Origin of the sequence: Janthinobacterium sp. TB1-E2, from assembly GCF_036885605.1 — a bacterium.
Classification (GTDB): Bacteria; Pseudomonadota; Gammaproteobacteria; order Burkholderiales; family Burkholderiaceae_D; genus Janthinobacterium; species Janthinobacterium aestuarii.
This window is the reverse complement of the sequence record NZ_CP142523.1, coordinates 5977119-6002599: the sequence shown is the minus strand read 5'-3', so window position 1 is coordinate 6002599 and position 25481 is coordinate 5977119. Positions and strand designations below refer to the sequence as shown.

At 62.3% G+C, this 25481-nt stretch carries 22 protein-coding genes; 8 read left to right on the top strand and 14 right to left on the bottom strand.

Annotated elements, in window-relative coordinates:
- The first annotated feature begins 118 nt into the window (after nt 1-118).
- The 6 genes from OPV09_RS27040 (at nt 119) to OPV09_RS27015 (ending at nt 6533) form a co-directional block, all read left to right on the top strand.
- Nucleotides 119-1267, top strand: coding sequence for an ABC transporter ATP-binding protein (locus OPV09_RS27040; protein ID WP_338679912.1), 1149 nt, complete (start codon nt 119-121; stop codon nt 1265-1267).
- Nucleotides 1268-1274: 7 nt separating this feature from the next.
- Nucleotides 1275-2204: an ABC transporter permease subunit gene (locus OPV09_RS27035; protein WP_338679911.1), complete on the top strand. Its 930-nt coding sequence runs from the start codon at nt 1275-1277 to the stop codon at nt 2202-2204.
- Nucleotides 2201-3046 (top strand): ABC transporter permease, encoded by an 846-nt coding sequence (locus tag OPV09_RS27030; protein ID WP_034746027.1) that lies wholly within the window; start codon nt 2201-2203, stop codon nt 3044-3046. Before OPV09_RS27035 ends, OPV09_RS27030 begins: the two co-directional genes overlap by 4 nt.
- A gap of 196 nt (nt 3047-3242) precedes the next feature.
- Nucleotides 3243-4730, top strand: coding sequence for an aldehyde dehydrogenase (locus OPV09_RS27025; protein ID WP_338679909.1), 1488 nt, complete (start codon nt 3243-3245; stop codon nt 4728-4730).
- 176 nt (nt 4731-4906) lie between these two features.
- Nucleotides 4907-6199, top strand: a complete 1293-nt coding sequence (locus OPV09_RS27020; RefSeq protein WP_338679908.1) for a type II toxin-antitoxin system HipA family toxin — start codon at nt 4907-4909, stop codon at nt 6197-6199.
- 1 nt (nt 6200) lies between these two features.
- Nucleotides 6201-6533 (top strand): helix-turn-helix transcriptional regulator, encoded by a 333-nt coding sequence (locus OPV09_RS27015; RefSeq protein ID WP_070301047.1) that lies wholly within the window; start codon nt 6201-6203, stop codon nt 6531-6533.
- 165 nt (nt 6534-6698) lie between these two features.
- Here the strand turns inward: OPV09_RS27015 and panB are convergent, their stop codons facing one another.
- The 6 genes from panB to OPV09_RS26985 form a co-directional block, all read right to left on the bottom strand.
- The gene (gene panB, locus OPV09_RS27010; protein WP_338679906.1) at nt 6699-7574 is read right to left on the bottom strand and encodes a 3-methyl-2-oxobutanoate hydroxymethyltransferase; all 876 of its coding nucleotides are present in this window, start codon (nt 7572-7574) and stop codon (nt 6699-6701) included.
- 109 nt (nt 7575-7683) lie between these two features.
- Nucleotides 7684-8160, bottom strand: coding sequence for a 2-amino-4-hydroxy-6-hydroxymethyldihydropteridine diphosphokinase (gene folK / locus OPV09_RS27005; protein WP_319990562.1), 477 nt, complete (start codon nt 8158-8160; stop codon nt 7684-7686).
- Nucleotides 8160-9536: a polynucleotide adenylyltransferase PcnB gene (pcnB, locus tag OPV09_RS27000; protein ID WP_338679905.1), complete on the bottom strand. Its 1377-nt coding sequence runs from the start codon at nt 9534-9536 to the stop codon at nt 8160-8162. The genes folK and pcnB overlap by 1 nt, the downstream gene beginning before the upstream one ends.
- The gene (locus tag OPV09_RS26995) at nt 9529-10200 is read right to left on the bottom strand and encodes an HAD family hydrolase (protein WP_034747702.1); all 672 of its coding nucleotides are present in this window, start codon (nt 10198-10200) and stop codon (nt 9529-9531) included. The genes pcnB and OPV09_RS26995 overlap by 8 nt, the downstream gene beginning before the upstream one ends.
- Nucleotides 10200-10868, bottom strand: coding sequence for a DnaA regulatory inactivator Hda (gene hda, locus OPV09_RS26990; protein ID WP_046684405.1), 669 nt, complete (start codon nt 10866-10868; stop codon nt 10200-10202). The genes OPV09_RS26995 and hda overlap by 1 nt, the downstream gene beginning before the upstream one ends.
- A 76-nt stretch (nt 10869-10944) precedes the next feature.
- Nucleotides 10945-12027: an AI-2E family transporter gene (locus OPV09_RS26985; protein ID WP_034746048.1), complete on the bottom strand. Its 1083-nt coding sequence runs from the start codon at nt 12025-12027 to the stop codon at nt 10945-10947.
- A 188-nt stretch (nt 12028-12215) separates the two neighbouring features.
- Here OPV09_RS26985 and purM point away from each other — a divergent pair, with 188 nt between their 5' ends.
- Nucleotides 12216-13259, top strand: a complete 1044-nt coding sequence (gene purM, locus OPV09_RS26980; RefSeq protein WP_034788683.1) for a phosphoribosylformylglycinamidine cyclo-ligase — start codon at nt 12216-12218, stop codon at nt 13257-13259.
- Between the two features lie 64 nt (nt 13260-13323).
- Here purM and OPV09_RS26975 read toward each other — a convergent pair whose 3' ends face one another.
- Both OPV09_RS26975 and OPV09_RS26970 read right to left on the bottom strand, forming a co-directional pair.
- A complete protein-coding gene (locus tag OPV09_RS26975) occupies nt 13324-14655 on the bottom strand; it encodes an MFS transporter (protein WP_338679903.1) in 1332 nt (443 codons plus the stop codon).
- Nucleotides 14656-14782: 127 nt separating this feature from the next.
- Nucleotides 14783-16399: a choline dehydrogenase gene (locus tag OPV09_RS26970; protein ID WP_319990565.1), complete on the bottom strand. Its 1617-nt coding sequence runs from the start codon at nt 16397-16399 to the stop codon at nt 14783-14785.
- 163 nt (nt 16400-16562) lie between these two features.
- Here OPV09_RS26970 and OPV09_RS26965 point away from each other — a divergent pair, with 163 nt between their 5' ends.
- Nucleotides 16563-17399 carry an IclR family transcriptional regulator gene (locus OPV09_RS26965; RefSeq protein WP_083292463.1) on the top strand — a complete coding sequence of 279 codons (837 nt, stop codon included), beginning with the start codon at nt 16563-16565 and terminating at the stop codon, nt 17397-17399.
- Here OPV09_RS26965 and OPV09_RS26960 read toward each other — a convergent pair.
- From OPV09_RS26960 to OPV09_RS26935, 6 genes are read right to left on the bottom strand one after another with little or no spacing between them, the layout of a single operon-like run.
- Nucleotides 17396-18610 (bottom strand): 6-phosphofructokinase, encoded by a 1215-nt coding sequence (locus tag OPV09_RS26960; RefSeq protein ID WP_070301051.1) that lies wholly within the window; start codon nt 18608-18610, stop codon nt 17396-17398. The genes OPV09_RS26965 and OPV09_RS26960 overlap by 4 nt on opposite strands.
- 33 nt (nt 18611-18643) lie before the next feature.
- Nucleotides 18644-20665, bottom strand: coding sequence for an alpha/beta hydrolase family protein (locus OPV09_RS26955; protein WP_338679902.1), 2022 nt, complete (start codon nt 20663-20665; stop codon nt 18644-18646).
- 41 nt (nt 20666-20706) lie between these two features.
- Entirely contained in the window at nt 20707-22755 is a 2049-nt protein-coding gene (locus OPV09_RS26950; protein ID WP_331777221.1) for a sodium:solute symporter family protein, read from the bottom strand.
- On the bottom strand, nt 22752-23066 hold the full coding sequence (locus OPV09_RS26945; RefSeq protein WP_338679901.1) for a DUF4212 domain-containing protein: 315 nt from the start codon (nt 23064-23066) through the stop codon (nt 22752-22754). The genes OPV09_RS26950 and OPV09_RS26945 overlap by 4 nt, the downstream gene beginning before the upstream one ends.
- A complete protein-coding gene (locus OPV09_RS26940; protein ID WP_070301055.1) occupies nt 23059-24600 on the bottom strand; it encodes a sensor histidine kinase in 1542 nt (513 codons plus the stop codon). The genes OPV09_RS26945 and OPV09_RS26940 overlap by 8 nt, the downstream gene beginning before the upstream one ends.
- Nucleotides 24597-25331: a response regulator gene (locus tag OPV09_RS26935; protein ID WP_034746066.1), complete on the bottom strand. Its 735-nt coding sequence runs from the start codon at nt 25329-25331 to the stop codon at nt 24597-24599. The genes OPV09_RS26940 and OPV09_RS26935 overlap by 4 nt, the downstream gene beginning before the upstream one ends.
- Nucleotides 25332-25481 lie beyond the last annotated feature (150 nt).

The following is a 25481-nucleotide window of genomic DNA, read 5'->3' as shown; positions in this document are numbered from 1 at the left end:
GCATCTATGCATTTTTTGGACCGCAATGGCGGCAGTTCCGCTAAACTTCCATCCTGGCCGCTCTTTGTAGCGGCCAGTTTTTCATTTTGACACCCTCTTACCCAGAAGCTACCCACACATGACGATAGCAACACCAGCCGCGTCGGCCAGCGACGCCCCAGCGCCTTTCTTGCTGATTGATCAACTGGTCAAGGAATTCGATGGCGTACGCGCCGTCAATGATATTTCCGTGACGATCAACAAGGGCGAGATTTTCGCTCTGCTGGGCAGTTCAGGTTGCGGCAAGTCGACCCTGCTGCGCATGCTGGCCGGTTTCGAGACGCCGACGTCGGGGCGCATCGCCCTGGCGGGCAACAGCATCGTCGATGTGCCGCCGCACCAGCGTCCCATCAACATGATGTTCCAGTCGTACGCGCTGTTCCCCCATTTATCCGTGTGGGACAACATCGCCTTCGGCCTGCGCCGTGACGGCTTGCCGAAAGCGGAAGTGGCGGCGCGGGTCGAGCAGATGCTGGCGCTGGTGCAACTGGGCCAATACGCGAAGCGCAAGCCGCACCAGCTGTCGGGCGGGCAGCAGCAGCGCGTGGCGCTGGCGCGCAGCCTGGCCAAGCGGCCGCAATTACTGCTGCTCGACGAGCCGCTGGGTGCACTGGACAAGAAACTGCGCGAGCGCACGCAGATGGAGCTGGTGAACATCATCGAGCAGGTGGGCGTGACCTGCGTGATGGTCACGCACGACCAGGACGAAGCCATGAGCATGGCCACGCGCATCGCCGTCATGAGCGAAGGGCGCATCCTGCAGGTGGGCGCGCCTGGCGAAATCTACGAGACGCCGAATTGCCGTTTCGTGGCCGATTTCATCGGCAGCGTCAACCTGTTCGACGGCTGCATCACGCAGGACGAAGCCGATCACGTGGTGATCGCCACGCCCGATGGCGAGCACTATGTTTCGCACGGCATCACGGGCAACCTGGGCATGGATGTCTCGGTGGCCGTGCGCCCCGAAAAAATCGGCATCCAGATCGCGCCACCCGCTTTGGAGGAGCGTGCGTCACCAAATGAACACGGCTACAACTGCGCCCAGGGCGTGATCGTCGCCATGGCGTATTTTGGCAATGAAACCAGCTACCACGTGCGCCTCGACAGCGGCACTGTGGTGAAGGTGTCGCGCACCAACGCGGCCCGCCACGACGCCGCGCGCCTCGAGCGCGAACAGCGCGTGTGGGTGTGGTGGGATGGCGCCGACATCGTCGTGCTGACCAGCTGAGGCCATCATGACGTCCCTCCTGCAATCGCTGCGTAACTTGGTCACCCTGCGTTGGGTCACAGGGCGTAACGCCGTCATCGCCGTGCCGTCGCTGTTCCTGGCGGCCGCCTTCCTCGTGCCCTTCCTGATCGTGCTGCGCATCAGCCTGTCCGACATGGACACGGCGGGCAGTCCGTTCGGCGGCTTGCTGTCGTACGTTGACGGCATCATCGTGCTGAAGGTGAAAATCGCCAACTACCTGTTCATCGCCGCAGATGAACTGTATCTGCTCACCTACCTCAGTTCCATCAAGTACGCGACGATTACCACGGCCATCTGTCTGTTCATCGGCTATCCGTTCGCCTACTTCATGGCGCGCGCCAAGCCGTCGATCCGCCCCGTGCTGATGATGCTGGTGATGCTGCCGTTCTGGACCTCGTTCCTGCTGCGCGTGTATGCGTGGAAGGGCATCCTGGCCAACCACGGCTTGCTCAATGACCTGCTGATCGCGCTGGGCGTGGTGAGCGAACCGCTGCACATGATGAATACCTCGTTCTCGCTGGTCGTCGGCATGGTATACGCCTATTTGCCGTTCATGATCTTGCCCCTGTACGCCAACCTGGTGAAAATGGACATGCGCTACCTGGAAGCGGCGGCCGACCTGGGCGCCACGCCCTTGCAGGCGTTCTGGCGCATCACCGTGCCCCTGTCGAAGTCGGGCATCATCGCCGGCGCCATGCTGGTATTCATTCCGTCCGTGGGCGAATACGTGATTCCCGAGCTGCTGGGCGGCCCGGAAACCCTGATGATCGGCCGCGTGCTGTGGGATGAATATTTCACCAATAACGACTGGGCCATGGCGTCGTCGGTGACGGTGCTGGTGGTCTTGCTGATCCTCGTGCCGATGGCCATTTTTAACAAATACAAGACGGAGCAGGACGCGGAGGAGCGCACATGAACGGACGTACTTTCCTGCAGCGCTGGTTCGGCCGCGGCTGGCTCTCGCTCGGCTATCTGTTCCTTTACCTGCCCATCATCGTGCTGATCGTCTTTTCGTTCAACAGCTCGCGCCAGGACATGGTGTGGAGCGGTTTTTCGCTGCGCTGGTACAGCGAGTTGATGAGCGATACGGAGATCATCTCGGGCTTCGGTTTGTCACTGAAGATCGCCTTCATGTCGGCCACCTCGTCTGTCATCCTCGGCACGTTTGCCGCCTTTGCCTTGACGAGCTACCAGCGCTTCCGTGGCCGTACCTTGTTCTCGTCCATGGTCAGCGCGCCCTTGGTGATGCCGGAAGTGATCATCGGCCTGTCCCTGCTGCTGATGCTGGTGTCCATGCAAAAGGTCTTCGGTTTTCCCGAACGGGGCGTGCTGACCATCTGGCTCGGCCACACCCTGCTGGGCATGGCGTATGCGGCCGTGGTGGTGCAATCGCGCCTGCAGGAGATGAGTAAATCGCTGGCCGAAGCGGCCATGGACCTGGGCTGCCGCGCGCACCAGGTGTTCTTCCTCGTGACCCTGCCGAACATCACGCAAGCGCTGGCATCCGCCTGGCTGCTGACGTTTACTTTGTCGCTCGACGACGTGGTGCTCTCGGCTTTTCTGTCCGGCCCCGGTTCGACGACGATGCCGCTGGTGATCTTCTCGCGCGCGCGCCTGGGGCTCGATCCGCGTGTGAACGCCATCGCTGCGCTGACCATCCTCGTCGTGACGCTCGCCGTGATCGCGTATGCCGTGATGCTGGCGCGCGCCGACCGCAGACGCCGCAAGCAACTGTCCGCAGCGTATTTGGAAGACTAAGTAGGTCGTGGGAAATTATTGTGAAGTTATGACGAACAGAACCGGATGCTCTGCAAGGCGCCCGCTGCGACGCAGTGCGAGCACTGCTAGCAGCGGGCAACGCCGCAGAGCGCCGGGTATGGAAGTCAGAAATAACAATAATTTATTACGCCCTACTTAGGAGTAAGCTGGCGTTTTCACCTTGCAGGAGACGACCATGACGGAAAACACCAGCTGGCATGCGCGGGCCGCAGCGCTCACGATCGATGGCCGCGCCTTCATCAACGGCGAGCGCGTTTGGGCCACATCCGGCCAGACTTTCGACAATCTGTCGCCCATCGACGGGCGCTTGCTGGGGCAGGTGGCCCGCTGCGATGGTGCGGATGTGGATGCGGCCGTGCAGGCCGCCCGCGCCGCCTTTGACGACCGCCGCTGGGCAGGAAAATCGCCCGCGCAGCGCAAGCGCGTGTTGATCAAGTTCGCCGACCTGGTGCAGAAATACGGTCCCGAGCTGGCCCTGCTGGAAACCCTGGACATGGGCAAACCGATCAAATACAGCCAGAGCGTGGACGTGGGCGCCACGGCCAACTGCCTGCGCTGGTATGGCGAGGCGATCGATAAAGTCTACGATGAAATCGCACCGACCCCCGCCAACAGCCTGGCCTTGATCACGCGCGAACCGGTGGGCGTCGTCGCCGCCATCGTGCCGTGGAACTATCCGATGATCATGGCCGCCTGGAAGATCGCTCCCGCCCTCGCGGCCGGCAACAGCGTGATATTGAAACCGTCCGAAAAATCGCCGCTGACGGCGCTGCGCCTGGCCGACATCGCGCTGGAAGCGGGCGTGCCGGCGGGCGTCTTCCACGTGCTGCCAGGTTACGGCAACGAGGCCGGCGCCGCGCTGGCGCTGCACATGGACGTCGATTGCATAGGCTTTACGGGTTCCACGCGCACGGGGAAATTGATCGTGCAGATGGCGGGCCAGTCGAACCTGAAACGGGCGTGGACGGAACTGGGCGGCAAGTCCGCCAACATCGTGTGCGCCGATTGCCCGGACCTGGACAAGGCCGTGGCGGCTGCCGTCGATTCCATTTTCTTCAACCAGGGCGAAAGCTGCAACGCGCCCTCGCGCCTGTTCGTGGAAGAATCGATCAGGGAAGAATTTATCGCCAAGGCGCAGGCCATGCTGCCCCGCTTCCAGCCCGGTGACCCGCTCGACGAAGCCACCGTCATGGGCGCGATCGTTGACTCCACGCAGATGAAGACTGTCATGGGCTACATCGCTTCCGGCAAGCAGGAGGGTGCGCAGCTGCTGGGCGGCGGCGAGGCCGTGCGCGCGGAGACGGGCGGCTACTATGTGCAGCCGACCATCTTCGGCGTGGATACGAGCATGACGATCGCGCGCGAAGAAATCTTCGGCCCTGTCCTGTCCGTGCTGGGCTTTACGGATATCGCCGAAGCGGTGAAGCAGGCCAATGCCACGCCGTACGGCTTGCAGGCGGCCGTGTGGACGTCCGACATCACCAAGGCCATCCAGACGGCGCGCGCCCTGCGTGCGGGCACCGTGCACGTCAACCAGTACGATGGCGATGACATCACCGTGCCATTTGGCGGTTATAAACAGTCGGGCAACGGGCGCGACAAGTCATTGCACGCGCTGGACAAGTACACGGAATTGAAGACGACGTGGATACAGGTGGGATAATTTTTAAAATAGAACTTAAAAGGACTAATTTATGGTATTAATGGATTAAAATAGTTCTTTTAGGATCCATTAAAGTTTTCATGGCGATGTATTTTTTTAGAAATTGGATCGTATAAGTGCTAATTTAAGGATAAACTGAACACAATTAGTTACTATAAGATCCAATTGGAGCCGTCATGCACTGCCATTTTCAAATTTTTCATGATGATGCATGGCACGATTGCGCATCGCTGACTTTGCTTGATCCTGCAGGCGGCAATCCACGCACCGGTACCCTGTTCGAGTATGACCTCGATTATGCCTTCTTCAAGCTTGAGAGTGGACCTGTCTCGCTGCGGTTCCCCGTCACGGCAGAAATGCAGAAGCTGGCGCAATGGCCAGCTTTTATCTTTGACCTGATTCCCCAGGGAAGCGGCCGGACATATCTGCTTGGGCAGCTTCAACTGGCCGATGGTCCGGCTGCCGATTTTCCGCTTGCGTGTGCCGGTGCATTCAATCCAGTCGGGCGCGTGCGCATCGCCGAGGCCGTGCAGTACTACGCACACCATATGAATCGCCACGACAAGGGCAAGCCGCAGACCGGCTTTTCACTGGAGGAGATTATAGGTCGCGGCGATGCCTTCAATGAGCGCATGCTGATGCATAGCATGTTGGCCGCTGGCAGTCTGGGGGTACAAGGAGCGGCGCCGAAATATTTGCTGACCACGGACCATGCTGGTCTCTGGCATGCCGATGGCGCTCTGGCGGACAAGTATGCGGCTGCACATTTCATCGTCAAGCGTCCGCGCGGAAAGACCGCCAGCGACGCCAAGGTATTGAGAAATGAAGCCGCATACATGACTGTGGCGCGCGCGGTGGGCTTGCGCACCGAAGGCCAACTGCGCTACCAGGACGATACCTTGTTCATTCCCCGTTTTGACCGCCGCATCCGCGATGGAAAAGTGCTGCGACTGCATCAGGAAAGCGCCGCTTCGCTGGCAGGTATCGTTGGCTTTGAAGCCACGCCCAGCCAGTTTGTATTATTGCAGGCGCTGCGCGCCGTCGTCAGTGACAAGACTGCGGAAACCATTGAATTTCTCAAACGCGATATCTTGAACCTAGCCATGCGCAATACCGATAATCACGCACGCAATACGGCGGTACAACAAGTGGGTGCCGAGGTGCGCCTCACGCCGCTGTTCGATTTTGCACCGATGTATCTGGACCCGGATGGCATACCACGCGCGGCGCGCTGGTATCACCCGGATACCCAAAACGAGCTGCATGACTGGACGACGATACTGGCTACGATCGGCATGACGGACGTCGAGCGCGAGCAGGTTCGCCTCGCGCTATACGGATTTGCCCAGCAACTGACTGCGCTGGAACAGCATATGCAGGAGGCAGGCGTGGATGATGACATCATTGCTTTCCTTCGGCCACATATAGCCGGGCAGCTCGAACAGCTCAAGACATTGGGGGAGCACTGACATGGCGCGTACCAAAAAGACCGTTGACAAGGAGGAGCTGCGGCAGCGCAGGGCGGTGCTTTACGAAGCCATTGAAGCAGGAGCCATCACGCTACAGCACGCCGTCAAGGAAATGCGCGCCATCTCGCGCATGACGCAGGCAGAGTTTGCGACGCACCGGGGCGTGAGCACAAAGGTCATCAAGGAAATCGAGAGCGGCAAGGGCAATCCAACCATCCAGACGCTGAACCGCATAGGACAGTTCTTTGGACTGGAGGTGGCGTTTGTACGGACAGAAACGCTGCGCGAAAAAAAAATCGCCCCGGCAAGTACCGGGGCGATATCGCCTCAATAGGCTAAGTAATCCTCAGGAAATTATTGTGAAATTATGACGAACATAGCCGGATGCTATGCAAGGCGTCCGCCGCGACGCAGTGCGAGCACTGCGAGCGGTGGGCAACGTCGCAGAGTGCCGGTTATGGAAGTCAGAAATCACAATAATTTATGGGGGTTACTTGGATCAGAAGCAGTGTTCCAGCGCCGGGAAGCTGCCATCCTTGACGGCTTTCACATAGCCGGTGACGGCGTCGTCGATGCTGGCGGCGCCTTCCATGAAGTTGCGCACGAAGCGCGCTTTGCGGCCTGGGAAGACGCCCAGCATGTCGTGCATGACGAGCACCTGGCCCGAGCAGTCGGGGCCTGCGCCGATGCCGATCGTCGGTATCGTCAGCATGTCCGTCACTTCCTTGCCCAGCTGCGTCGGCATCGCTTCCATCAGTACGATGGCGGCGCCCGCGTTTTGCAGCGCCAGCGCATCGTTCTTCAGTTCGGCCGCGCTTTCCGTGCTCTTGCCCTGTACTTTATAGCCGCCCAGCTGGTGCACGGATTGCGGTGTCAGGCCGATGTGGGCGCAGATGGGGATGCCGCGCTCGGTGAGGAAACGGACCGTTTCGGCCAGCCAGGCGCCGCCTTCGATCTTGATCATGTGCGCGCCAGCCTGCATCAGGATGACGGCGTTCGCATAGGCTGTTTCAGGCGTGCCGTACGCGCCGAACGGCAAGTCGGCCATGATCATGGCCGACTTGCTGCCGCGCGCGACGGACGCCGTGTGGTAGGCCAGTTCGGCCACGGTGACGGGCAGGGTGGAATTGTGGCCATTGCAGACCATGCCGAGCGAATCGCCGATCAGCAGGATCTCCACGCCGCAGCGGTCCATCAGGGACGCGAAGCTGGCGTCATAGCAGGTCAGCATGGTGATCTTTTCGCCGGCGGCGCGCAGCGTGACCAGCGTGTGGATGGTCACGGCCTTGTTGGCGACAGGCTTGGCTGGCGCCGGCGCCGGTGTGGCGGCCTTGTCTTTGGCTGCCAGATCTGTTCCTTGCAAATAAGCGGACATAGGTATTCTCTAGAGTGAAAGGGGGTGATGCGATTGCGACGCCGCTAGTGTAGTACTTTATGCGGCGTGCTGCAGGGGCGGCATTGTAGTGTATGTCCGGCGCCGTGGCTCAGAGCTGGCTGATGGCCTGGTCGGCGACGCTTGCCAGGAAGGCTTGCGCCGGCCCGCGTCCGGGCACGACGATGGCGGGCGTCAGGGCCAGCAGCGGCACCAGCACGAAGGCGCGCTCGGTGAGGCGCGGATGCGGCACCGTCAGGGTGGCGCTGGCGATCTGTTCATCGCCGTACAGCAGCAAGTCCAGGTCCAGCGTGCGCGGGGCATTGCGGTAAGGCCGCTCGCGCCCGTGCGCCGCCTCGATGGCGTGCAGCGCCAGCAGCAGTTCTTCAGCCGGCAAGGTGGTTGTGATGCGCGCCACGGCGTTGATGTAGTCGTCACCGCTCGAATCGATGGGCGCCGTGCGGTAGCTGGCCGAGGCGTCGACCAGCGATGCGCCGGGCAGGCGCGCCAGGCGCGCGATCGCATCCTGCACGTTGGCGCGTGCGTCGCCCAGGTTGGCTCCGATGCCGATGTAGGCGGTGACCGTCATTATTTGCCGCTGGTGCTGCCGGTGGTCGAACCTCCGCCCGTGCTGGTCTTGCTGCGCGTGCTGCGGCGTGGCGGGCGCTTCTTCTTGACGGCCCCCGGTGCGGCATTGGCGCTGACAAGCAGCGCTTCGCGCGTTTCCTCGTCGCCTTCATAAAAGGCTGTCCACCATTCGCCGATGTCCATGTCGATCTCGCCCGAGGCGCAGCGCAGCAGCAGGAAGTCGTAGCCGGCGCGGAAGCGCAGGTGCTCAAGCAGTTTGTACGGCGCCTTGCCGACGCGGCGCTCGAAGCGCGGCTGCATCGACCAGATGTCGCGCATGTCGGAACCGATCTTGCGCTGCAAGGCCAGTTTTTCCGTTTGCGAGTCGAGCACGTCGTCGGCCGCCAGGTGCAGCGCGGGAATCGTCGATTCGCCTGCGGCGCGGTAGGCCGTCCATTTTTCCAGTACCTGGTGCCACAGCAGCGAGGCAAACAAGAAGCCTGGCGAGACGGTCTTGCCGGCGGCGATGCGCTGGTCCGTGGCGTCCAGCGCCAGCGTGACGAATTTCGCGCCCAGCGGCTGTTCCAGCACCACGTCGAGCAGCGGCAGCAGGCCGTGATGCAAGCCTTCCTTGCGCAGCTGCTGCAGGCAAGCCAGCGCGTGGCCGCTCATCAGGAGTTTGAGCATTTCGTCGAACACGCGCGGCGCGGGCACGTTGTTGATCAGCGGCGCCATGACGGGAATCGGAGCGGCCGTATGCGGCTCGATGGTGAATTTCAGCTTGGCGGCGAAGCGCACGACGCGCAGCATGCGCACGGGATCTTCGCGGTAGCGTTCTTCCGGCTTGCCGATCATGCGCAAGGTCTTGGCGCGGATGTCTTCCACGCCGCCGTGGTAGTCGAGTACTTCCTGCGTGGCCGGGTTGTAATACATGGCGTTGATCGTGAAGTCGCGGCGCAGCGCGTCTTCGTGCTGCAAGCCGAAGGTGTTGTCGCGCAGGACGCGGCCATGTTCATCCTTGGGCGCGGAGTCGGCACCGGCGCCGCGGAAGGTCGTCACTTCCAGCAAATCCTGGCCAAACATCACGTGCACGATCTGGAAGCGCTTGCCGATGATGAAGGCGCGGCGGAACAAACGCTTGACCTGTTCCGGCGTGGCGTTGGTGGCGATGTCGAAGTCTTTCGGTTTCACGCCCAGCAGCAGGTCGCGCACGGCGCCGCCGACGACGAAGGCCTCGAAGCCCGCTTCCTGCAGGCTGCTGGTGACGCGGATGGCATTCGACGACACCAGTTTCGGGTCGATTCCGTGTTGCGCAGGACCGAGCACGATGGGTGCCGTGGTGTCGCGCGCTGCCTCTTTTTTAACGCCGAGGATCTTGCGGATGAATTTTTTAATCATTGAATAAGTGAAGTGATGGCCAGCCGTGGAGGGATGCGTGTGCGCTCAAAGCGGTGTTGGGGTTGGTCGCGACCGGGTGGGTCACGACCGACAGCAGGGGAATGTCGTTGTGCGAATCGCTGTAAAAATAGCTGCGCTCGAACTGCCCCAGTTCCTTGCCCATCTTTTCCAGCCAGGCGTGGGTGTGGGTCAGCTTGCCCGCGCCCAGGGTCGGCGTGCCGACCAGTTTGCCCGTGACGTTGCCTGCGTCGTCATATTCGGGCATGGCGGCCAGCAGATGCTCGACGCCCAGCGCATCGGCGATGGGTTTGGTGATGAAATGGTTGGTGGCCGTGACGATGGCCAGCAGGTCGCCCGCGTCCTGGTGCTGTTTCAGCAGGGCCACGACTTCCGGACGGATGACCGGCATGACCACTTCCGCCATGAATTGCCGGTGCAGCGCTTCCAGGCGCTCGCGCGGGAATTGCGCCAGCGTGCCGAGCGAGAATTCCAGGTATTCCACCGGATCGAGCGTGCCGGCCTGGTATTGCGCGAAAAATTCGTCGTTGCGGCGGGTGAATTCGGCGGCGTCCACGGCACCGATGCGTACCAGGAATTCGCCCCACTCGTGATCCGAGTCGATGGGCAGCAGGGTGTGGTCGAGGTCAAACAGGGCCAGATTCATCATTCTTTCGCTTCCGCCTGCAGCAACTCGCGCAACAATGGCAAGGTGATCGGGCGTTGGGTTTCAAGGGAGTAGAGGTCGAGAGAGTCCAGCATCGTCGACAGCGAACGCATGTCGCGCCGGAAATGGGACAGCAGATAGGGTAACACGCCGGGCGACAAGGTCAAGCCGCGGGTGGTGGCCGCCTGGGTCAGGGCGGCGATTTTTTCTTCGTCGGTCAAGCCGTGGATCTGGTAGATCAGGCCCCAGCCCATGCGCGTGCGCAAGTCTTCGCGTACGGGCAGCACGGCGGGCGGCACGGCGCCGCTGCAGACCATGAATGCCTTGTTGGCGCGGATTTCATTGAACAGGGCAAAGGCATCGATCTGCGCCAGCGGCGACAGTTTTTCGCAGTCGTCGAGCAGGTACAGGTCGACGTCAGGCGAATATACGAATTCGGACTCGATCGAGAATGGCGAAATGTAGCGCGCGCGCTCGGTGCTGGCCAGGGCCTTGAGCAGGTGGCTCTTGCCGGCGGCCAGTTCGCCCCACAGGTAGGCAAAATGTTCGCGCGAAGTGCGCGCGGCGAACTGGCGCATCAGCTGCGCCACTTCGGCATTCTGTCCCACCTCGAAGGTATCGAGGCTGTGCGCCTGGTCTGTGCCTAAATCGAGCACCAGTTGTTTCATGGCGTACGCCTTGTCCTGTTTTTCATTACTGCATGTGCATCGTGGTATTGCTAGGTTGATATGATATCCGCTTTTACTAGGTATTATAGAAGCTGCTGGAGAGGTAGTGGCGTCTTAGATGCTTAAAAGCGACCATCAGGACGGCAGAAGCGGGTAAAGCAAGCAAAACGCCGACGAAACCGAACAATTGTCCGAAAGCCAGCAAGGCAAAGATCACGGCCAGCGGATTTAAACCGATGCGCTCGCCCACCAGGCGCGGCGTGAGGAAAAAGCCTTCGATGACCTGGCCGCAGCCGTAGATGACGGCCACGGCGATGACGCCGCTCCAGTCGGCAAACTGCAGCAGGGCGGCGATCAGCGCCAGCATCAGGCCCAGTCCGAAGCCCAGGTAGGGGATGAACACCAGCAAGCCCGTGATGATGCCTACAGGCAATGCCACTTCAAAACCGGCGATGGCCAGTGCCACCGAGTAATACGTGGCCAGCACCAGCATGACGAGCAACTGGCCGCGCAGGTATTGCGCCAGCAGGGTGTCGACTTCCTGTGCCATGCCCACCGTGCGGCCGACCCAGCGGCGCGGCACGGCGCCGGCGATGCGCGCGAGCATCGGATGCCAGTCCAGCAACAAATAAAACAGCACCACGGGAATCAACACCACGGTGGCCAGCCAGCCCAGCACGGCTGTGCCGCCGATGCGGGCCGAGGCGAGCACGGTGCTCCAGATTTCATCGCCGCTGGTGGCCATCTGCTGGCTCAGCATGCGCTTGATGCCCGTGCCGTCCAGGCGCACGCGGATACCGAGGTCGCGCAGTTTTGGCGCCAGGAATTCGTTCGCCTTGCTGAGGAATTGCGGGATTTGCGCCTGCAGCAGCGGGATTTCCTTTTGCAACACGGGCACGACGATCAGCACGAGCGCCGTAATGGCGAGGAAAAACAACACTACGACGACCAGCACGGCCAGCGGACGGGGCACATAAAAGCGCTTGTAATGGAGGCGCTGCAAGCGGTCGACGCCGGGATTGAGCACGTAGGCGAGGATGGCGGCGGCCAGGAAGGGCGTCAGGATGGGGCCGAGGCTGACCAGCAGCAGCAAAAATGCCAGCCAGACCGCGATCCAAAATGCTGTTTGCTTCTGTTCGGCGGTGATGGCGAATGGCATGTAGTTTGTACTGTTGCGTTAAAAAAAGGCAGTTAATTACGAAATAGCGGGGCTATTTGATAAAATAGCGACTTGATCGACCGAATTCACCCGCTGGCGCCCTGCCGCACGATGTTGAAAAACATGCTTGCGCGCGCGTGCCGGCGGGTATCCGCCTTCTATTTTACCGCCTCCGCTGCCACCACACCATGAACCAGACTTCTAATGTTTCCCTTTCCTACCGTGACGCTGGCGTCGATATCGACGCAGGCGACGCTTTAGTCGAAGCAATCAAGCCGTTTGCCAAGCGCACCCTGCGCGAAGGCGTGATGGGCGGCCTGGGCGGTTTTGGCGCCATGTTTGAAATCAGCAAGAAGTACAAGGAACCGGTGCTGGTCTCGGGTACCGACGGCGTCGGCACCAAATTGCGCCTGGCGTTCGAACTGAACCGCCATGACACGGTCGGCATTGACCTGGTCGCCATGAGCGTCAACGACATCCTGGTGCAAGGCGCCGAGCCGCTGTTCTTCCTCGACTACTTCGCTTGCGGCAAGCTGGACGTGGCCATTGCCACCGACGTCATCAAGGGCATCGCCCAAGGTTGCGAACAAGCCGGTTGCGCGCTGATCGGCGGCGAAACGGCGGAAATGCCGAGCATGTACCCGGCCGGCGAATACGACCTGGCAGGTTTTGCCGTCGGCGCCGTGGAAAAATCGAAAATCATCGACGGCACCAAGATCGCCCCGGGCGACGTGGTGCTGGGCCTGGCCTCGTCGGGCGTGCACTCGAACGGTTACTCGCTGGTGCGCAAGATCATCGAAGTGGCGAAACCTGACCTGGAAGGCGACTTCCACGGCCGTAAACTGGCCGACGTGCTGATGCAGCCGACGCGCATCTACGTCAAGCCGCTGCTGGCGCTGATGGATGCCATGGAAGTCAAGGGCATGGTGCACATCACCGGTGGCGGCCTGGTGGAAAACATCCCGCGCGTGCTGCAGCCTGGCCTGGTGGCCGAGCTGGATTCGAAGGCATGGACCATGCCGCCGCTGTTCACGTGGCTGCAACAGCACGGCGGCGTGGCTGACGCCGAAATGCACCGCGTCTTCAACTGCGGCATCGGCATGACCGTCATCGTCTCGCAAGAGAACGCGGACGCCGCCATCGCCCAGCTGCAAGCGGCCGGCGAAACCGTGTCGCGCATCGGCACGATCCGCGCTCGCGTGGGCGACGAGCATCAGACTATCGTCATCTAAGTTGTAGCTTGAATGGAAAAGGCAGGCACTCGCGAGAGGCCTGCCTTTTTTACGTCCCGATGTCTTACCTTGCGTGCGCCGTCTTCATGTGGACATCCGGCTGCGAGCCTCCTTTCCCGATCATGGCCACGCTGACGGCCGAGACGAGCGAGGCGAACAGGATGTAGCCGACGATGTGCCACGGCTCGCCATTGCCCGTCTTGAGCAGGTAGGTGGCGATGATGGGTGTCAGGCCGCTGGCGAAGATGCCCGAGAACTGGTAGACGAAGGAGATGCCCGTGTAGCGCACCTTGGCGTCGAACAGGTCGCAGAACAGGGCCGCTTCCGGGCCGTACACGGCCGAATACAGCACGCCCAGCGGGATGATCACGGAACACCACAGCAGCAGCGGATTGTCGGCATGGTTGAGCATGATCCAGAAGGCGGGAATCGACGAGAGGCCCGTGATCAATGAACCCCAGAAAAACACCTTGCTGCGGCCGATGCGGTCCGACAGCCTGCCGAAGAACGGAATGCAGAAGCACATCACGACGGCCGACGCCATCACGCCCATCAGCGCTTCCGTGCGGTCGATCTTGATGGTGTTGGTCAGGTAAGTGATGGAAAACACGCCGAAGATATTGAAGAATACGCCGTCGATATAGCGCGCACCCATGCCCTTCAAGACATTGCCCGGATAGCGTTTCAGCAGGTCGAAGAATGGAATCTGCGTCTCCGCGTTCTTTTCCTTGACGGCCTGGAACTCGGGCGTTTCCATCACGTTCAAACGTATCCACATGCCGATGAAGACGAGGGCCGCCGACAGGATGAAGGCGACGCGCCAGCCCCAGGACAGGAATTGCGTATCCGTCAGCGTGTACGACAGGATCGCCACCACGCCCGAAGCGAGGCACAGGCCGATGGCCAGGCCGATCTGCGGCAGGCTGGCATAGAAGCCGCGCTCCTTTGGCGGCGCATATTCATACGCCATCAGCACGGCGCCGCCCCATTCGCCACCGAGGCCGATACCTTGCAGCACGCGCAGGAACAGCAGCAGGCCAGGGGCCCAGTAGCCGATATGGTCGTAGGTCGGCAGCACGCCGATCAGGAAGGTGGATATGCCCATGATCATCAGGGTCATCACCAGCATGCTCTTGCGGCCGATCTTGTCGCCGAAGTGGCCGAAGATCACGCCGCCGATGGGGCGCGACAGAAAGCCCACGGCGAAGGTGCCGTAGGCCAGCATGGTCGAGACGAGCGGATCGCCGCCCGGGAAATACAGCTTGCTGAACACGATGCCGGCCACGACGCCGTATAAAAAGAAGTCATACCATTCGATGGTGGCGCCGATCACGCTGGCCATCACGACTTTCCGTAGCTCTTTGGCCTTTTTCGGATTGCTCGTATTGTTATCCATAATATCTAGTCTCCTATCGATATCGATTATGTGTTTTTTCTGATGCCTGGCTGATTGCCAAGTCATTGAGGGGCGGGCCGCTCTGCCCGCCGCTGGCATCCTCCTTTGGGAACGGAATGGGGTAGAGTCAAGCCGCCTTGGGCAGGCGCACGGCGTCCGCCAGTATCATGTCGGCCGCTTTTTCGGCGATCATGATGGTGGGCGCGTTCGTATTGCCCGAGACGATTTCCGGCATGATCGACGCGTCGACCACGCGCAGGTTCTGCATGCCGTGCACGCGCAGACGCTCGTCGACGACGGCCATGGCGTCATGCCCCATCTTGCAGGTGCCGCTCGGGTGGTAGATCGACTGGCTGAAGCGCCGCGCCGCGTCCAGCAGTTCCTCATCGCTCTGGAACTGCGGGCCGGGCACGAACTCGGAAATGATGTGCGGCGCCAGCGACGGGGCGGCGGCGATTTTTCGGGCCACGCGCAGGGCGGCAACCGCCGTCTGCTGGTCGCGCGGGTCGGACAGGTAGTTCGGGTAGATGCCAGGATAAGCGAGTGGATCGGCGGACTTGATCGACACGTGGCCGCGGCTGTGCGGGCGCAACTGGCACACGGACGACGTGAACGCGGAAAACGGATGCGCGCCTTCGCCCGGCTTGTCGGCGCTCAGCGGCTGCATGTGGAACTGGATGTCGGGCCGTTCCACGTCGGGCGACGACTTGGTAAACACTGTCACCTGGCTGGCCGCCAGGGTCAATGGCCCCGAGCGGGAAAACACATATTGCATGCCCACCCACAGCTTGCCCCACAGGCTGTTGACTTCATCGTTCAGGGTTTTCAGCCGCGTCTTGAAGACGAGGCGGATTTGCAGATGGTCTTGCAGATTCTGTCCCACGCCGGGCAAGTCGTGCACGAGCGGCACGCCCACTTCATCGAGCAGGGCGCGCGGTCCCACGCCCGAGCATTGCAGGATTTGCGGCGAGCCGATGGCGCCCGCGCAGAGTATCACTTCGCCGCTGGCGCGCGCCTGGCGCAGCTGGCCATCCTGCTGATATTCGATGCCGACGGCGCGCTTGCCCTCGAACAGCACGCGCGTGATTTGTGCGCGCACTTCCACGCGCAGGTTGGCGCGCTTGCGGGCGGGGCGCAAAAAGGCTTTCGCCGTGCTCCAGCGCAAGCCCTTGCTGGCTGTCTGCTGGAAATAGCCGACACCTTCCTGCGTGGCGCCGTTGTAATCGGCATTGAAGGGGATGCCGCTTTCCGTGGCGCCCGCAATAAAATGCTCGGCGATGGGGCGGCGCAGCCGCAGGTCCGACACCTTTAACGGACCGCCCACGCCATGGTAATCGCTGGCGCCGCGTTCCTGGTCCTCCGATTTTTTAAAATAGGGCAGCACCTCGGCATAGCTCCAGCCTGCATTGCCGAGTTCGGCCCAGCGGTCGTAGTCTTCCTTCTGGCCCCGCACGTACAGCAAGCCGTTGAGCGAGCTGGAGCCTCCCAGTACCTTGCCGCGTGGCCATTGCAACTGGCGCCCGGCGATGCCGGCGTCCGCTTCCGTGCGGTAGCACCAGTCGAGCTTGGGATCGTGCATGGTCTTGAAATAGCCGACCGGCACGTGTATCCAAGGATTGTTGTCCTTGCCGCCCGCTTCCAGCAGCAATACCTGATTGTTGCTGTCGTGCGACAGGCGGTTGGCCAGCACGCAGCCGGCGGAACCGGCGCCGACAACGATGTAATCGTAGTGTATTTGCAACATTGTTCTTGTCTCCTGCGTTGCGGTATCGCACCGCCTCGGCGGGCGTTTTTTGCGATACACTGGTCTTTATTGGTTATTTTTGGAACGTCTGGTTCCATTTATAAAAGACGTGCGGCACCGGGACAAGCGGAAACAGCCGCATACGCGAGAGGTGAAACAGAACATGCATGATGCGTTTCAAAAACGGCCGGGCGAGGCCGAAGAGGGTGGTCAAGTGGAGACCGGCACGACGGCGAGCCATGGCGACGAGGCGCGGGGATTGCGCGTGCTGCGTTTGATCGAGCATCTGGCCAGCGCCAGCCAGCCCCTGACCCTGTCGCAGCTGGCCGCGCGCATGCAAGTGCCCAAGGCCAGCATGATGCGCTTGCTCGATACCCTGGAGCAGCATGGCTATGTGCTGCGCACGCCCGTGGGACGCGGCTATGTGCCCGGTGCCGCCTCGACCAACCTGGCGCTGGCGACCCTGCGCAACAATGCCCTGATCCGCGTCAGTCGCAGCATCCTGGGCAGCCTGGTGGCCATCACGGGCGAGACGTGCAACCTGGCCATTCCCGAAGGCAATGCGATCGTCTACGTGGACCGCGTGGAAACGCAGGAACCGCTGCGCCTGCATCTGGTGCTGGGCAGCCGGGCGCCCATGCATTGCACGGCCAGCGGAAAGTTATTCCTTGCGCACATGAGTTTGCTGGAGCGGCGCGAGCTGCTGGCCATGCTGACCTTGGAAGCGCGCACGCCGAAAAGCATTACCGACCCCGTGTTGCTCGAGCGCGAGATCGTGCGCATCGCCAGGCTGGGCATCGGCATCGACGACGAGGAATTCGTGCACGGCATGGTGGCCGTGGCCGTGCCCATCTGCGCGGCCGACGGGCGCATCGTGGCGGCTGTCGCCTGCCACGCGCCCGTGGCACGCAAATCCGTGGAGCAATTGATGCAGCACGTGCCGCAGCTCAAGGAGGCGGCCGTGAAACTACGGCCGCTGTTGCTGGCGGAAAACAGCTAGGGTTTGAGCACCTTCGCCACTTTCGCCGCGCGCAGGCGGAAGGCATCGGGCATGCCCGAGCCCAGCAGCGGGCGCAGATACAGCCTGAAAGCATCGGTCACGTCCGTGCCGCTGGCGCTGATGAATTCGTCTTCCATGGTGCGCGTCTTGCCCGCAACCTCGGTAAGCGGCAGCAGCTCGTAATCGACGGAATAAAAGCCCGTGCGCTTGATGGCCACGGAACCGTCGCGGTCGCCCCACATGGCGAATTGCACCGCCTTTTCACCCACTTCGCGGGCTTCGCGCTGGTCCACGTCGGAAACGCAGCCGATGAAGGAACGCTGAAGATAGCCGAAGGTGTCGCCGCGCACGCGCTTGATGCCAAGTTTCGCCTTGATTTCGTCGCACAGCAGGTCGGCCAGCGCGCCCGTGCCCGACAATTGCACATTGCCATGCGCATCGCGTTCGACTTCTTTCGCCAGCAGGCTGGCGATCGGTTCGCCCGAGGCGTCGTGGATGCCTTCCGAGACGGCGATCACGCAGCGGCCATATTTTTCATAGGTCGCCTTTACGTCGGCAAGAAACTGTTCCAGCACGAAGACGCGCTCGGGCAGGTAGATCAGGTGCGGGCCATCGTCGGGGAACTTCTTGCCCAGCGCCGAGGCGGCCGTCAAGAAGCCCGCGTGGCGGCCCATCACCACGCCCACGTACACGCCGGGCAAGGCCGCGTTGTCGAGGTTGGCGCCGGCGAACGCTTGCGCGACGAAGCGCGCGGCCGAGGGGAAACCCGGTGTATGGTCGCTGCCCACCAGGTCGTTGTCGATGGTTTTCGGGATGTGGATGCAGCGCAGCGGATAGCCGGCCTTGTGCGCTTCCTCGCTGACGATGCGCACCGTGTCGGACGAGTCGTTGCCGCCGATATAAAAGAAATGTTCGATCTCGTGCGCGCGCAGCACTTCGAAGATTTGCTGGCAGTAGGCGATGTCGGGCTTGTCGCGCGTGGAACCGAGGGCCGACGATGGCGTGGCGGCTACCAGTTCCAGGTTGTGGCTGGTTTCCTGCGTCAGATCGACGAATTCTTCATTGACGATGCCGCGCACGCCGTGCAGCGCGCCATACACGCGCGTGACATGCTGAAAGCGCCGCGATTCGAGCACCACGCCCACCAGCGACTGGTTGATGACGGCGGTGGGACCGCCTCCCTGGGCAACAAGAATTTTTCCAGACGGCATGGGATTTCCTCGTAAGTGGAACGGCCCTCCAGCCTACTCCTTTTTTGTCGGGACGCTGTCTTTTCCGATAGTCCTGTCGAGGAATTTCTCCACCCGACCCCAGAAGTCGATGCGGTTCTTCGGCAATGTCCAGCCATGGCCTTCCTCGTCGTAGACCACCCATTCGACATCGCGGTTGTGCTGTTTGACGGCCGCGTAAAACTGCTTGCCGTGGTACAGCGGCACCCGCTGGTCGGCGGCGCCGTATGCCAGCAGCAGGGGCTGGGTGATGCGCGCCGCCTGGGCGATGGGGGAGGTGGCCTGGAACTGGGCCGCGTTGGCCGTCCGGTCGCCAATCAGCTCGGGCATGCCGTACTGTTTCCAGTCATCGCCGAGGTCGGACTTGAAACTCCAGTGGCCGCTATACAGCAGGTTGATGTCGGTCACGCCCACCCAGTCGATGGCGCAGCGGAACAGGTCGGGATCGTTGACCAGGCCCATCAAAGCGGCATAACCGCCATAGCTGGCGCCGGCGATGCAGATGCGGCGCGGATCGGCGATTCCTTCGGCGATGGCCCAGCGCGCGCCATCGGCGAGATCGTCCTGCATCTTCAAGCCCCATTGTTTCCAGCCGGCGCGAAAATGCTTGGCGCCAAAGCCTGTGCTGCCGCGAAATTCCGGTTGCAGCACGGCATAGCCACGCGAGGCAAGAAATTGCACTTCGGCATTCCATTGCCAGGAGCTGCCGCGCACATACGGGCCGCCATGCACGAGCACGACCAGCGGCAGCTGCTTGCCGGAAGTCGCGGCGGGCACGGTGAGCCAGGCGGGAATGGACAGGCCATCGCGCGCCTTGTAGCGCACCAGCTGCTGCTCGCTCATCTGCGCCGGCTTGATGAGCGGCTGCGCTTCGCCGATGATGCTCAGCTTGCCCGTATCGCTGTTGAACAGCGAGAATTTGCCCGGCTGCCGGTCGGAATACGAGGTCACCAGCATGAAGGGCGTGGCGGGGCGGGCCGCCAGCGAAACCAGGTTGATGGTCGATGGCAGCAGGGCGTCGATGCGCGCCTGGGTGGCCGTCATGGCCGGGTCGAACCAGCGCGTGGCGCGCGCATCGCTCAGGTGGCGCACGCCCAGCAGCTTGCCTTGCCCGACGATCAGACTGCCGCTGAAGTCATAGCCGTCGAGCGAGATGATGGGCGTGGGCACGATGCGGCTGCTGGCCAGGTCGTAGGCATGCACGGACAGCGTATCGCTGCCCATGCGGGCGCTCACATACAGGGTGCCGTCCGGGCCGAAGGAGAGCGGGGTGAAGGCGTCGGGGCCGCCGAGGTAGGCGTCGAACTGCGCCAGCGTGCGCCAGGCGCCGCTGGCCGGATCAAGGTACTGCACGCTTTCGATATTGCGCTCCCGGGTCACGGCCAGACGCGGTTCGCCATGCTGGTCGAGCAGCCAGCGGCGCACCTTGCCTGGCGGCTTGACGGCCGTGCTGCGGCCCGTGAGCGTATCGAGCTGCCGCAAGCCTTCGTAGTCGACTTCGCCCGTCGAGGCGTACACGGTGCTGCGCACATACACGGCCTGGGTATCCTGCGCACCGCGCTGGCCCGTCAGGTAGGTATGCCAGGGCAGCAGTTTATAGATCGAGGTGGAGGCATCGGGCATGGCGCTGCGGGCGGCCAGCTGGCGAAAGTTGCCGCCGTCGCGGTTGACGGCAAACAGGCCCGGCCCGAAACGCATGTCGCCGGGCGCCGTCTGGCGGTCGCGCGTGTTCAGGATCAGGCGTTCGTTATTGACCCATTCGACGTCGCCCACGTCGACATCGCTGAATTGCGCCACGACCTTGATGCTGTTATCGAGCAGGTTGACGATGGCCAGCCGTTCGCGATTGTTCGCGCCGCTCACCTTCACGGCCAGATGGCGCGCATCGGGCGACAACTGGGGGCCGCTGAATTCGGGGTTGGCGAAGAAGGCCGACAGTGGTGGCGGCGCGATGGCCGTGTGCGCTTGTGCGGAAAGGGCAAACAGGCTGGCGCAGGCGGCCAGGATATGTAGCAGACGCAAGAAAGCCTGGGGCATGGTGTGTTGTAACCTGGAATAAAAAATTGACCTATGGACGCTCACTCCGGCGCCCGGATATGTTCGACCAGCCCTGTGCTGCGGCGTCCCGGCGCCGGCGTCAGCCAGCTGACGAGGATGGCGGCGGCCAGGCCGGCCGGCACGCCGAAGATACCGGCCGAGATGGGCGCGATATGGAACCATTGACCGCTGGCATTGCCGCCCAGCATGGTGCTCGTGTGCAGCATGTAATACAGGCATACGCCAAAGCCCGTCAGCATGCCGGCCAGTGCGCCCTGGTAGTTGGCGCGTTGCCAGAAGACGCCCAGCACCAGCGGCGGGAACAGGGTCGAGGCGGCCAGGGAAAAGGCCACGCCCACCAGCGACAAAATGTCCGCCGGCTTTTGCGAGGCCGCATAGGCGGCGATGAAGGCCACGGCCAGCAGCAGCAATTTTGAAATCGTCACGCGCTTTTGCGTCGAAGCCGTGGGATCGACCACCTTGTAATAGACGTCGTGCGACAGGGCGTTGGAGATGGCCAGCAGCAAGCCATCGGCCGTCGACAGGGCGGCGGCCAGGCCGCCTGCCGCCACCAGGCCGGAAATGACGTAGGGCAGGCCGGCGATCTCGGGCGTGGCCAGCACCAGCACGTCGGCATCGATGGAAATTTCCGCCAGTTGCACGATGCCGTCGCGGTTGACGTCGACGATGCTGATCAGGGGACTGAGCTTGTCCACGTTGGCCCAGTACGACACCCAGGTGGGCAGGTTCGCGTATTGCGTGCCCACGAGCGCCGAATAAATATCGTACTTGACCAGCACGGCCAGCGCGGGAATCGTGAGATAGATCAACAAGATGAAGAACAGGGTCCAGAACACGGACACGCGCGTTTCGTGCACCGAGGGCGTGGTGTACGATCGCATGAGGATATGCGGCAGGGCGGCCGTGCCCAGCATCATGCAAAACACGAGGGCCAGGAAATTGTTGCGCTTGATGTCGGACTGTTCGCGGTCCGCAGCGGGAAACGGCTGCGCATGCGGAATGATCGGTTCGGCGCGTTTCTGGTTCTGCGCCTGCGCTGCCTGCCACAACACGCGTGCCTCGTCCGGGCTTTTCGGATAGGCGATCAGGTAGCGCTCTGCGTTGCGGATGTCGAACAGCGAGGTATTGCGCTGGCGCAAACTGTCGAGCTGGCGCTGGGCCGCCAGACGGCCTTGTTCCCAGGAACCGGGCAAGCCGTCGATGCGCGCCTGGTAGCTTTGCGCGCGCTGGCGGAAGATGGCGCGCACTTCGTTCTCTTTCGGGTCCGTTTCCAGCACGTGTTCGCGCGCGCTCAGTTGCGTCAGCACCTTGCCGTAGGCGATCTGCGGCACGGGATTGTCCGCATGCTTGACCGACAGCCACATGGCGGGAATCAGAAAGGCGACGAGGATGATGATGTACTGCGCCACCTGCGTCCAGGTGATGGCGCGCATGCCGCCCAGAAAGGAGCAGACGAGGATGCTGGCCAGGCCCAGGAAGATGCCGACGGAAAAATCCACACCCGTGAAGCGCGAGGCGATCAGGCCGACGGCGTAGATCTGCGCCACCACATAGGTAAACGACACGATGATGGTGGCGGCCACGGCCACCACGCGCACGCTGGCGCCCCGCTTGTCGGTGCCGCTGCCGTAGCGGGCGGCGAGGAAATCGGGAATCGTGTACTGGCTGAACTTGCGCAGGTAGGGCGCGATCAATAGCGCCACCAGGCAATAGCCGCCCGTCCAGCCCATGATGAAGGCCAGGCCGTCGAAGCCGTTCAGGTACAGGCCGCCGGCCAGGCTGATGAAGCTGGCGGCCGAGATCCAGTCGGCGGCCGTGGCCATGCCGTTGAACATGGCTGGCACCCGGCGCCCCGCCACATAGTATTCGGTGACGTTCGAGGTGCGGCTGATGACGCCGATGGTGGCGTACAGGGTGATGGTGACGAGCATGAACAGGTAGCCGATCCACGCGCGCGGCATGCCTTCCTGTTCCAGCACGGACAAAGCCAGCAGGAAGGCGGCGAAACCGGCCGTAAACAGCAGGTAGTAGCGGCTCAGCCGCGCAAAGAAACTGCGCTGGCCGCTCATGCTTGCTCCTCGGTATGGAAATCCCGGTCGAGGCGCCGCATGCGCCAGGCATAGAAGGCGATGATGGCCAGGTACACGAGCGAGGCGCCCTGGGCCGCCATATAGAAGGGCAGCGGCCAGCCGAACAGGTTCAGGTGCAGCAGCTCGCGCGCATAGAACACGGTCAGAAAACCCGTCAGCAGCCAGACCAGCAGCAGGATGGCCGTCAGGCGCCGCGTCTTGCGCCAGTGCATATCACGGCGCGCCTGCAGCTCGGGGCTGGGCGTGCGCGCGGGCTGCGCCGGGGCAACGGGTGGGCTCGGCTTATCCATACGTGATGTCATCCTCTTCTGGCGCGTCCGGCAACAGCAGGGCGATGCTCAGGCGCAGCAGGGTGCCCGGCAGCTTCGGCGACTGCGCGCGCGGATTGTTAAAAATATCGACTTCGGCGCCATGCTGCTGCGCAATTTCGCGCACGATGGCCAGGCCCAGGCCGCTACCGTCGACATTGCTGCCGAGAATGCGGTAAAAGCGTTCGAACACGTGGGCCCGCTCGGCCGGCGCAATGCCGGGACCCGTATCTTCCACTTCCAGGATGGCCAGTTCCAGGGTGCTGCGCACGCGCACCGTGACGCTGCCGCCCGACGGCGTGTAGCGCAGGGCGTTGTCGATCAGGTTGCTCAGCAGCTCGCGCAGCATCATGGCATTGCCGGAAATCATGATCGAATACGCGGGCTGCTCGAAGCCCAGGTCGATATGCTGGGCAAACGAAGCTTGCACCCAGTCCTGCACCACGCCGCGCGCCAGTTCGCTCAGCTCGATCGGCTCGAACGCCGTGCCCGCCTGCGGCTGGTTTTCCGCGCGCGCCAGGGCCAGCAACTGGTTGACGAGGCGCGTGGCCGCTTCCGAACTTTTCGCCAGTTGCAGCAGCGAGCGGTGGATCTCGTCGTGGTCGGTCTGGCGCAGGGCCAGTTCCGACTGCATGCGCATGCCGGCCAGCGGCGTTTTCATCTGGTGCGCGGCATCGGCGATGAAGCGTTTCTGCATGTCGATCGACAGCGATAGCCGCGCCAGCATCTCGTTGAGCGAACCGACCAGCGGCGTGATTTCCTCGGGTACCTGGCCCGATTCGATGGGAGATAAATCGTCGGGTGGCCGGGCGCGTATGCGCTCCTGCAATTGCGCCAGCGGCGACAGGCCGCGCGCCAGGGCAAACCAGACGAGAGCCAGGATCACGGGCAGGATGATGAACTGCGGCAAAATCACGCCCTTGATGATTTCATTGGCCAGCTGGGCGCGTTTCTCCAGGGTTTCGGCAACTTGTACCAGCGCGCGGTGCGGCTCATCGTCGTTGTCGGCAGGAATGTCGAGATAGCTGAACGCCACGCGCACGGGCGTGCCGTGGATGGTGTCGTTGCGAAACAGCACCATGCCGCTGCGGTATTTGTCGGGATCCTGCGGCGGCGGCAAATCGCGGTCGCCGGCCAGGTATTCGCCGCGCGGACCCACCACCAGGTAATACAGGGTGTCGACATCGTCGCCGCGCAGCAAGTCGCGGCCATTATTATTGCTGCTGTTCTTGTCCGGCGCGCGGCGCAACATGGCGCCATCGGCCTGCTTGACTTGCTGCGTGAGCACGGTCACGCTGTCTTCCAGCGCATGGTCGAACGGCTGATTGGCGATGCCCTTGGCCACCAGATAGGTGATGGCGATGCTCATCGGCCACAGCAGCAGCAGGGGCGCCAGCATCCAGTCGAGGATTTCGCCGAACAGCGAGTGCTCGATCGTGTCATCCTGCTCCGTGGTGGGCGGCTCGAACCAGTCGTCGTCGTCCGGCTCGTCCGCTGGCGCCTCGCGCGCCTTCACTTGCTGGCGGGTCCGCTGGCCGGGCTTGCCGACTCGCCCGCTTCAGCGTTCAGGCGCGCCGCTTCCGAATATTTTTCCAGGCAATAGCCGAGGCCGCGCACGGTGGCGATGCGCACGCCGCCTACTTCGATCTTCTTGCGCAGGCGGTGCACATACACTTCGATGGCGTTGTTCGACACTTCCTCGCCCCATTCGCACAAGTGGTCGACCAGCTGCTCTTTCGAGACGAGGCGGCCGGTGCGGCCCAGCAGGATTTCCAGCAAGCCCAGTTCGCGCGCCGACAGGTCGAGCATCTGGTCGTTGATGTAGGCGCTGCGCCCCACCTGGTCGTAGCTGAGGGGGCCGTGCTTGATGATGGTGGCGCCGCCGCCGGCGCCGCGGCGCGTCAGGGCGCGCACTCTTGCCTCCAGTTCCGACAAGGCGAACGGCTTGGCCATATAATCATCGGCACCGAGGTCGAGGCCATTCACGCGTTGTTCGATGGAATCGGCGGCCGTCAGGATCAGCACCGGCAGCAGCGAAGCGCGCGCGCGCAGGCGGCGCAGCACTTCCAGGCCGGACATTTTTGGCAGGCCCAGGTCGAGGATCAGCAAGTCGAATTCCTGGGTGGACAGGGCCGTATCGGCCTCTTGACCTGTCTTGACGTAGTCGATCGCATAACCGGACTGGCGCAGCGAGCGGGTCAGGCCATCGGCCAGCACGCTGTCATCTTCGGCAAGTAAAATACGCATGGTGCACTTCCTATGCTTTGCGGCGGTAGAAGCTTGTATTGTGTTTCATTTTCCGCAAGGTGGCGAATTTTTGTGAAAATCCAGGCTTGTATTGATCTGTTTCAAAACAAATCCACGTTCCGCTTGCATTGATCACTGTTTTTTTATACA